General features: G+C 72.6%; 6 protein-coding genes. All 6 read left to right on the top strand.

From position 1 onward, the window contains the following. The first annotated feature begins 151 nt into the window (after positions 1-151). The 6 genes from mltG (AB0D10_RS29160) (at position 152) to aroB (ending at position 7466) form a co-directional block, all read left to right on the top strand. Positions 152-1465 carry an endolytic transglycosylase MltG gene (gene mltG / locus AB0D10_RS29160; RefSeq protein ID WP_360261928.1) on the top strand — a complete coding sequence of 438 codons (1314 nt, stop codon included), beginning with the start codon at positions 152-154 and terminating at the stop codon, positions 1463-1465. A gap of 188 nt (positions 1466-1653) precedes the next feature. Beyond that, a complete protein-coding gene (gene mltG / locus AB0D10_RS29155) occupies positions 1654-3609 on the top strand; it encodes an endolytic transglycosylase MltG (RefSeq protein ID WP_360261927.1) in 1956 nt (651 codons plus the stop codon). Positions 3610-3643: 34 nt separating this feature from the next. Beyond that, complete coding sequence (locus AB0D10_RS29150; protein WP_360261926.1) at positions 3644-4474, top strand: shikimate dehydrogenase; 831 nt, start codon at positions 3644-3646, stop codon at positions 4472-4474. A gap of 205 nt (positions 4475-4679) precedes the next feature. Next, positions 4680-5864, top strand: a complete 1185-nt coding sequence (aroC, locus tag AB0D10_RS29145; RefSeq protein ID WP_360261925.1) for a chorismate synthase — start codon at positions 4680-4682, stop codon at positions 5862-5864. Then, positions 5861-6382, top strand: a complete 522-nt coding sequence (locus AB0D10_RS29140) for a shikimate kinase (RefSeq protein ID WP_360261924.1) — start codon at positions 5861-5863, stop codon at positions 6380-6382. The genes aroC and AB0D10_RS29140 overlap by 4 nt, the downstream gene beginning before the upstream one ends. Continuing rightward, entirely contained in the window at positions 6375-7466 is a 1092-nt protein-coding gene (aroB, locus tag AB0D10_RS29135) for a 3-dehydroquinate synthase (RefSeq protein WP_360261923.1), read from the top strand. The genes AB0D10_RS29140 and aroB overlap by 8 nt, the downstream gene beginning before the upstream one ends. Position 7467 lies beyond the last annotated feature (1 nt).

The raw sequence follows: 7467 nt of genomic DNA, 5'->3' as shown, positions 1-7467 counted from the left end.
GCTTCTGGTCCGGGCGCCCGCGCGTGTTCGGCGTCGCGATCTGCGACCCGGACGCTGCACGGGCACGCCGACGTCGTTCGTTTCCGATTCCGTTCCTGATCGACGTGTGATCGATCCGGAACGATCTGGGACCGCCGAAGGGGCGCGCGCCATGACCGACCAGGACTTCCAGCCCGGGCTCACGCCGGGACACCTGGGTGCGCCGGTGCTGGAGCCGGAGGGCCGCCCCCCGACCACGCCCCGGCCGCACTCCGATGCGCCGGATCCGCACCGACGGCGCAACGGACTGGCCTGCGGGCTCACCGCCCTGGCACTGGTCGCGGTGTTCGGCGGGGTCGGGCTCACCGGGTACACCTGGTTCCAGGCGCAGCGCAGGCCCCCGGCCGCCGCCGACTTCGCCGGACAGGGCACCGGCAGCGTCCAGGTCTCGGTGCCGGAGGGCGCGGGCCTGTCCCAGATCGCGTCCGCGCTGGTCCGCAACGGGGTGGTGGCCAGCTCGCTCGCCTTCACCCGGGCCGCGAAGGGCAGCGCGGCGGCCGCCGGACGGATCCAGCCCGGGACGTACACGCTGAAGCAGAAGATGTCGGCCGTGGCGGCGCTGGCGATCCTGGTCGACCCGGCCAACGCCAACGGGCTGACCATCCCCGAGGGCTGGCGCGGCTACCAGATCTTCACCGCCATCGACAAGAAGCTCAACCTGCCCGACGGCACCACCCGGCGCACCGCGCAGGAACAGGCCGTCGAAATGGGCCTGCCGGACTTCGCCAACGGCAGCCCCGAGGGCTACCTGTTCCCGGCGACGTACGCCGTCACCGACGGGACCACCGCGCTCGACCTGCTGAAGCAGATGGTGGAACGGGCGGGCAGGGAGTACACCCGCGACGACGCCAACGTCGTCGCGCAGAACCTCGGCCAGACCGTGTACGGGTTGGTCACCGTGGCCAGCATGGTCCAGGGCGAGGCCGACAACACCGAGGACATGGGCAAGGTGGCCCGGGTCATCTACAACCGGCTCGCCAAGGGCATGCCGCTGCAGCTCGACTCCACGATCAACTACGCGCTCGGCCGGTCGACCCTGAACACCACGGTGACCGAGACCAAGCTGAACTCCCCGTACAACACCTACCTGCACCCCGGGCTGCCGCCGACGCCGATCTCCAACCCGGGACGGCAGGCGATCATGGCGGCGCTGGACCCGACGCCCGGGGACTGGCTGTACTTCGTCACCGTGAAGCCCGGGGACACCCGCTTCACCGACAGCTTCGACGTGCAGCAGCGCAACGTGGCGGAGTTCAACGCCTACCGGGCGGCGGCGAAGCCGAGCGCCCCGGCGTCCGGCTCGGCCGCCGCCTCGGGGGCGCCGGGGACGGCTTCCGGCGGGGCGTCCGGGGCGGCCACCGGCTCGGCGTCCGCGGCTCCGCCGGGGCCGGGCGCTCCCGCGGGCCCGGGTGCGGCGACTCCGTAGCGATCTTGTGTGCCCTCCGTGAGGTCCCTCGGTGACGGTGCGTTCGCCCGGGCAGGGGTAAGGCTGCGGTACGGTAACGTCTCCCTCCAGGCGCTGCGCTAGCACGCCGGTTCGAGATTCAGCCGGGACGATGCCGTCCCGGACGGCCGGTCCGATCCGCCGGCCGTCACCGTCGGTTAAGGGGATCAATGACCGATCTGGGTGGGGGCTACGCCCCCCAGGGCGAGCCGTGGCACCCCGGTGATCCCGGGTACGACGGCCGGCAGCCGGTCCCCGGCCAGCAGGACGGCCAGTGGCAGCAGCAGTACCCGCAGCAGGGCCAGCACGGCCAGCAGCCCTACGGGGACGCGCAGCAGGGGTACCCCCAGCAGCAGATGCAGCAGCCGATGCAGCAGCAGGGCTATCCGCAGCAGCAGGTGCCGCAGCAGGCGTTCCAGCAGCAGGGCTATCAGCAGCAGGGGTTCCAGGGCGGTCAGCAGGGCTACCCGCAGCAGGGCCAGCAGCAGGGTTACCCCCAGCAGCAGATGCAGCAGCCAATGCAGCAGCAGGGCTATCCGCAGCAGCAGGTGCCGCAGCAGGCGTTCCAGCAGCAGGGCTACCAGCAGCAGGGGTTCCAGGGCGGCCCGCAGAACGGCATGCAGGGCCAGAACGGGATGCCGGCACAGAACGGCATGCAGCAGCCGGGCATGCAGGGCCAGAACGGGATGCCGGCACAGAACGGCATGCAGCAGCAGCCCGGAGTGCAGCAACAGGGCATGCCGCAGCAGCAGGCACCGCAGCAGCGAGGCCGGAGGCGGGCTGCGCCCGCGCCCGAGCCCGAGCCCGCTTCGGGCCCCGGGCCGGACGGCATCGACTGGGAGGCCGAGGCCGCCGCGTTGGAGTCCGGAGCCCCGGCCGGTGGCGAGGGCCAGGGCGGGACCGACGAGTGGGACGGCCACGAGGACGGCCACCGCGAGGACGGCGGCTACCTCGACGAGCACGCCGAGTCCGAGGAGGGCGGCTTCCTCGGCAAGCAGGACGAGTCCCGCGAGGCGAAGAAGAAGCGCAAGGAGAAGGGCAAGAAGTCGGGCCGCCGCAACGGCGGCGCCTGCCTGCTGGTCGCGGTGGTGCTGCTCGGCGCCGTCGGCGGCGCCGGCTGGTGGGGCTACGGCTTCTACCAGAACCACTTCGGGCCGCCGGCGGACTTCACCGGCGCGGGCACCGGTTCCGTCCAGTTCGAGGTCAAGAAGGACGCGCTCGCCGGGCAGATCGGCCTGGCGCTGAAGAACGCCGGCGTGGTCAAGAGCGTCGACGCGTTCACCACGGCCTGCAAGGCCGAGCCCAAGTGCGTCACCGTTCAGCCGGGCTTCTACGGCCTGAAGAAGGAGATGCCGGCCGCCGACGTGCTCAAGGAACTGCTCGCCCAGGCGGGCGGCGCGGCGATCGTGATCCCCGAGGGCAAGAACTCCACCGAGATCTACACCCTGATCGACACCAAGCTGAAGCTGCAGAAGGGCGCCACGGCCGCCGCCGCGCAGGCCCAGATCAACGACCTCGGCCTGCCCGCGTACGCCCAGGGCAAGATCGAGGGCTTCCTCTGGCCGACGCGCTACAACATCGCCGACGGCATGAAGCCCGAGGACCTGCTCAAGCAGATGGTGAAGACCGCCACCGACAAGTACGCCAACCTGGACTCCCAGGCGGCCTCGGTGGGCCTGAAGACCGGGTACGAGGTGATCATCGAGGCGAGCATCCTCCAGCGCGAGGGCAACAACGTCGACGACTTCGCCAAGATGGCCAAGACCATCCAGAACCGGCTGGCCGCCGGCGGCGAGATCAACCACAAGCTCGGCATGGACACCACGCTGCAGTACTCGTTGGGCCGCAAGGAGCTCAACAAGGGCGACATGGACAACGCGAGCAACCCGTACAACACCTACGTCAACCCGGGCCTGCCGCCGACGCCGATCTCCAACCCCGGCGACGACGCGCTCAACGCGGTGCTGCACCCGGCGGACGGCAAGTGGCTGTACTTCATCGCGATGGACCCGCAGCACACCCGGTTCGCCGAGACGAGCAAGGAGCACTACGCCAACGTCAAGGAGTACTGCCAGGCGGCCGGGCAGGGCTTCGACGAGGCCCGCGGCCACTGCACCACCAAGTAGCCGCGGCGGGACAGCAGTTCATGGAGAGGCAGTGTTGACCAGCAAGCACCGGGCGGCCGTCCTCGGCTCGCCGATCGCCCACTCGCTCTCGCCGGACCTGCACCGGGCCGCCTTCGCGGCGCTCGGGCTGGACGGCTGGCGCTACGACCGCTTCGAGGTCGACGAGGCCGCGCTGCCCGGATTCGTCGCCGGACTGGACGAGGAGCGGTGGGCAGGCCTGTCGCTGACCATGCCGCTGAAGCGGGCGGTCATCCCGCTGCTCGACGAGGTCAGCGCGACGGCCCGCGCGGTGGACGCGGTGAACACCGTGGTGTTCACCGCCGACGGGCGGCGCACCGGGGACAACACCGACGTCCCCGGACTGGTCAACGCGCTGCGCGAGCGCGGGATCACCGAGGTGCCCGGCGCCGCCGTCCTGGGCGCCGGGGCCACCGCCTCCTCGGCGCTGGCAGCGCTCGCCCGGATCTGCACCGGCGAGGTGACGGTCTACGTGCGCAGCGCCGGGCGGGCCCGGGAGATGGCCGAGCTGGGCGAGCGCCTGGGCGTGGTCGTCCGCACCGCCGACTGGGAGCGCGGGGCCGAGGCGCTGGCGCAGCCCCTGACCGTCTCCACCACGCCGGCCGGTGCCACCGACGCCTTCGCCGGTTCGCTGCCCGCTGCGCCCGGGACGCTGTTCGACGTGCTGTACCACCCGTGGCCGACGGCGCTGGCCGCCGCCTGCGCCGAGCGCGGGGCGACCGTCCTGGGCGGGCTGGACCTGCTGGTGCACCAGGCGGTGCTGCAGAGCGAGGCCTTCACCGGGCGGACCCCGGGGCCGCTGGCGGCGATGCGCGAGGCGGGGGAGAAGGCGCTCGCCGGGAGCTGAGGCCCGGTGCCCGCCCGGTGCCGGGTGACGCCCGCTGCCTTCCTGCCGCCTCTGCGCGGCCTCCCGGCCGCATGCTGACCGGTTGCCGTCCGTCACGCGGACTGCGCCCCCGGGTGCCGCTGGGGCATGAAAGGATTCAGGCAGAAGGCACGCTCGGGCGGCCTGCGGCGGTGCCGTGGGCCGGCCCGCTGATGAAGGAGCTCCGTTGGGTACGTTGCGCTGGCTGACGGCGGGGGAGTCGCACGGCCCCGCACTCGTCGCGACGCTGGAAGGCCTGCCCGCCGGCGTACCGGTCACCACCGCCGTGGTGGCCGACGCGCTGGCGCGCCGTCGGCTCGGTTACGGCCGCGGGGCGCGGATGAAGTTCGAGCAGGACGAGGTGACCTTCCTCGGCGGTGTCCGGCACGGCCTGACCATGGGCAGCCCGGTCGCGATCATGGTCGGCAACACCGAGTGGCCGAAGTGGGAGCAGGTCATGTCGGCCGACCCGGTCGACCCCGAGGTGCTGGCGGGCCTGGCCCGCAACGAGGCGCTCACCCGCCCCCGGCCCGGCCACGCCGACCTGGCCGGCATGCAGAAGTACTCGATCGAGGAGGCCCGGCCGATCCTGGAGCGCGCCAGCGCCCGCGAGACGGCCGCCCGGGTCGCGCTGGGCGCCGTCGCCCGCGCGTACCTCCGTGAGGTGGCCGGGATCGAGATCGTCAGCCACGTGGTCGAGCTGGCCGCCGCCAAGGCGCCGGCCGGTGTGCTGCCGCTGCCCTCGGACGAGGCCCGGCTGGACGCCGACCCGGTGCGCTGCCTGGACGCGGACGCCTCGAAGGCGATGGTCGCCGAGATCGACCAGGCCCACAAGGACGGTGACACCCTCGGCGGCGTGGTCGAGGTGCTGGCCTACGGCGTGCCGGTCGGCCTCGGCTCGCACGTGCACTGGGACCGCCGTCTGGACGCGCGGCTGGCCGCCGCGCTGATGGGCATCCAGGCGATCAAGGGCGTCGAGGTCGGCGACGGCTTCGACCTGGCCCGGGTCCCCGGCTCGCAGGCGCACGACGAGATCGTCCCGACCGCCGAGGGCGTCAAGCGCACCTCCGGCCGGTCCGGCGGCACCGAGGGCGGCCTGTCCACCGGCGAGGTGCTGAGGGTGCGCGCTGCGATGAAGCCGATCGCCACCGTGCCGCGGGCGCTGCAGACCCTGGACGTGCGCACCGGCGAGCCGGCCAAGGCGCACCACCAGCGCTCGGACGTCTGCGCGGTGCCCGCCGCGGGCATCGTCGCCGAGGCGATGGTCGCGCTGGTGCTGGCCGACGCGGTCGACGAGAAGTTCGGCGGCGACAACGTCACCGAGACCCGCCGCAACGTGCAGGGCTACCTCGACCACCTGATCATCCGATGACCCGACCCGTCGTGGTGCTGGTCGGCCCGCCCGGCAGTGGCAAGTCCACCGTCGGCCGGGCCCTGGCCGAGCGCCTGGGCGCCGACTTCCGGGACACCGACGCCGACATCGAGACCACGGCCGGCAAGCCCATCCCGGAGATCTTCATCGACGAGGGCGAGTCGCACTTCCGCGCACTGGAGGTGGCGGCCGTGCGCGCCGCCGCCACCGGACACGACGGGGTGCTGGCGCTCGGCGGCGGCGCGGTGATGGCCGAGGCCACCCGTGAGCTGCTGCGCGAGCTGCCGGTGGTCTTCCTGGAGGTCCCGCTCGCCGACGCGGTCAAGCGGGTCGGCCTGGACGCCCCGCGCCCGCTGCTGGCGGTCAACCCGCGGGCCCGCTGGCGCGAGCTGATGGAGGCCCGCCGCCCCCTCTACCTCGAGGTCGCCACCGCCGTGGTCGACACCGCAGGCCGCACCCCCGAGCAGGTCGCGGACGCCGTACTGGAAGCACTGGAGCTGAAGACCCCCCATGACTGACCCCATCGTCAGGATCCACGTCGGCGGCAGCGCCGGTCACGACCCGTACGACGTGCTGATCGGGCACCAGCTGCTCGGCGAGCTGGCGCCGCTCATCGGCAACCGCGCCAAGCGGGTCGCGATCATCCACCCGGAGGCGCTGTCCGCCACCGCCGACGCCATCCGCGAGGACCTGGCCGGCGAGGGCTACGACGCGATCGCGCTGCAGGTGCCCAACGCCGAGGACGCCAAGAGCGTCGAGGTCGCCGCGTACTGCTGGTCGGTCCTCGGGCAGACCGGGTTCACCCGCAGCGACGTCATCGTCGGCCTCGGCGGCGGCGCCACCACCGACCTGGCCGGCTTCGTCGCCGCCACCTGGCTGCGCGGCGTCCGGTGGATCTCCATGCCCACCACGCTGCTCGGCATGGTCGACGCGGCCGTCGGCGGCAAGACCGGCATCAACATCGCCGAGGGCAAGAACATGGTCGGCGCCTTCCACCCTCCGGTGGGCGTGCTGGCCGACCTGGGCACCCTGGAGACCGTGCCCAAGCACGACTACGTCTCCGGCCTCGCCGAGGTCATCAAGTGCGGCTTCATCGCCGACCCGGCCATCCTCGACCTGATCGAGGCCGACCCCGAGGGCGCCAAGACCCCGGGCGGCCCGCACACCGTCGAGCTGATCCGGCGCGCCATCCAGGTCAAGGCCGACGTGGTCTCCGGAGACCTCAAGGAATCCGGTCAGCGCGAGATCCTCAACTACGGTCACACCCTCGGCCACGCCATCGAGCGCAACGAGCGGTACAAGTGGCGGCACGGTGCCGCGATCTCCATCGGCATGGTCTTCGCCGCCGAACTCGGCCGCCTGGCCGGGCGGTTGGACGACGAGACGGCCGACCGGCACCGCAGCGTGCTGGCCTCGGTCGGCCTGCCGCTGAGCTACCGGGCGGACGCCTGGCCGAAACTGCTCGACGCGATGAAGATCGACAAGAAGTCGCGCGGCGACCTGATCCGCTTCATCGTCCTCGACGGCCTCGGCAAGACCTCCGTGCTGGAGGGCCCCGACCCGTCCCTGCTGGTCGCCGCCTACGCGGAGGTCTCGGCGTGAC

This window comes from Kitasatospora sp. NPDC048545 (genome assembly GCF_040651155.1).
Classification (GTDB): domain Bacteria; phylum Actinomycetota; class Actinomycetes; order Streptomycetales; family Streptomycetaceae; genus Kitasatospora.
The sequence above is the reverse complement of the archived record's forward strand: the minus strand, read 5'-3'. Positions and strand labels throughout refer to the sequence as shown.

Coding starts and splice junctions, on each gene's coding strand:
- aroB (WP_360261923.1), top strand. CDS start 6,375: ATGACTGACCCCATCGTCAGGATCCACGTCGGCGGCAGCGCCGGTCAC.
- AB0D10_RS29140 (WP_360261924.1), top strand. CDS start 5,861: ATGACCCGACCCGTCGTGGTGCTGGTCGGCCCGCCCGGCAGTGGCAAG.
- mltG (WP_360261927.1), top strand. CDS start 1,654: ATGACCGATCTGGGTGGGGGCTACGCCCCCCAGGGCGAGCCGTGGCAC.
- mltG (WP_360261928.1), top strand. CDS start 152: ATGACCGACCAGGACTTCCAGCCCGGGCTCACGCCGGGACACCTGGGT.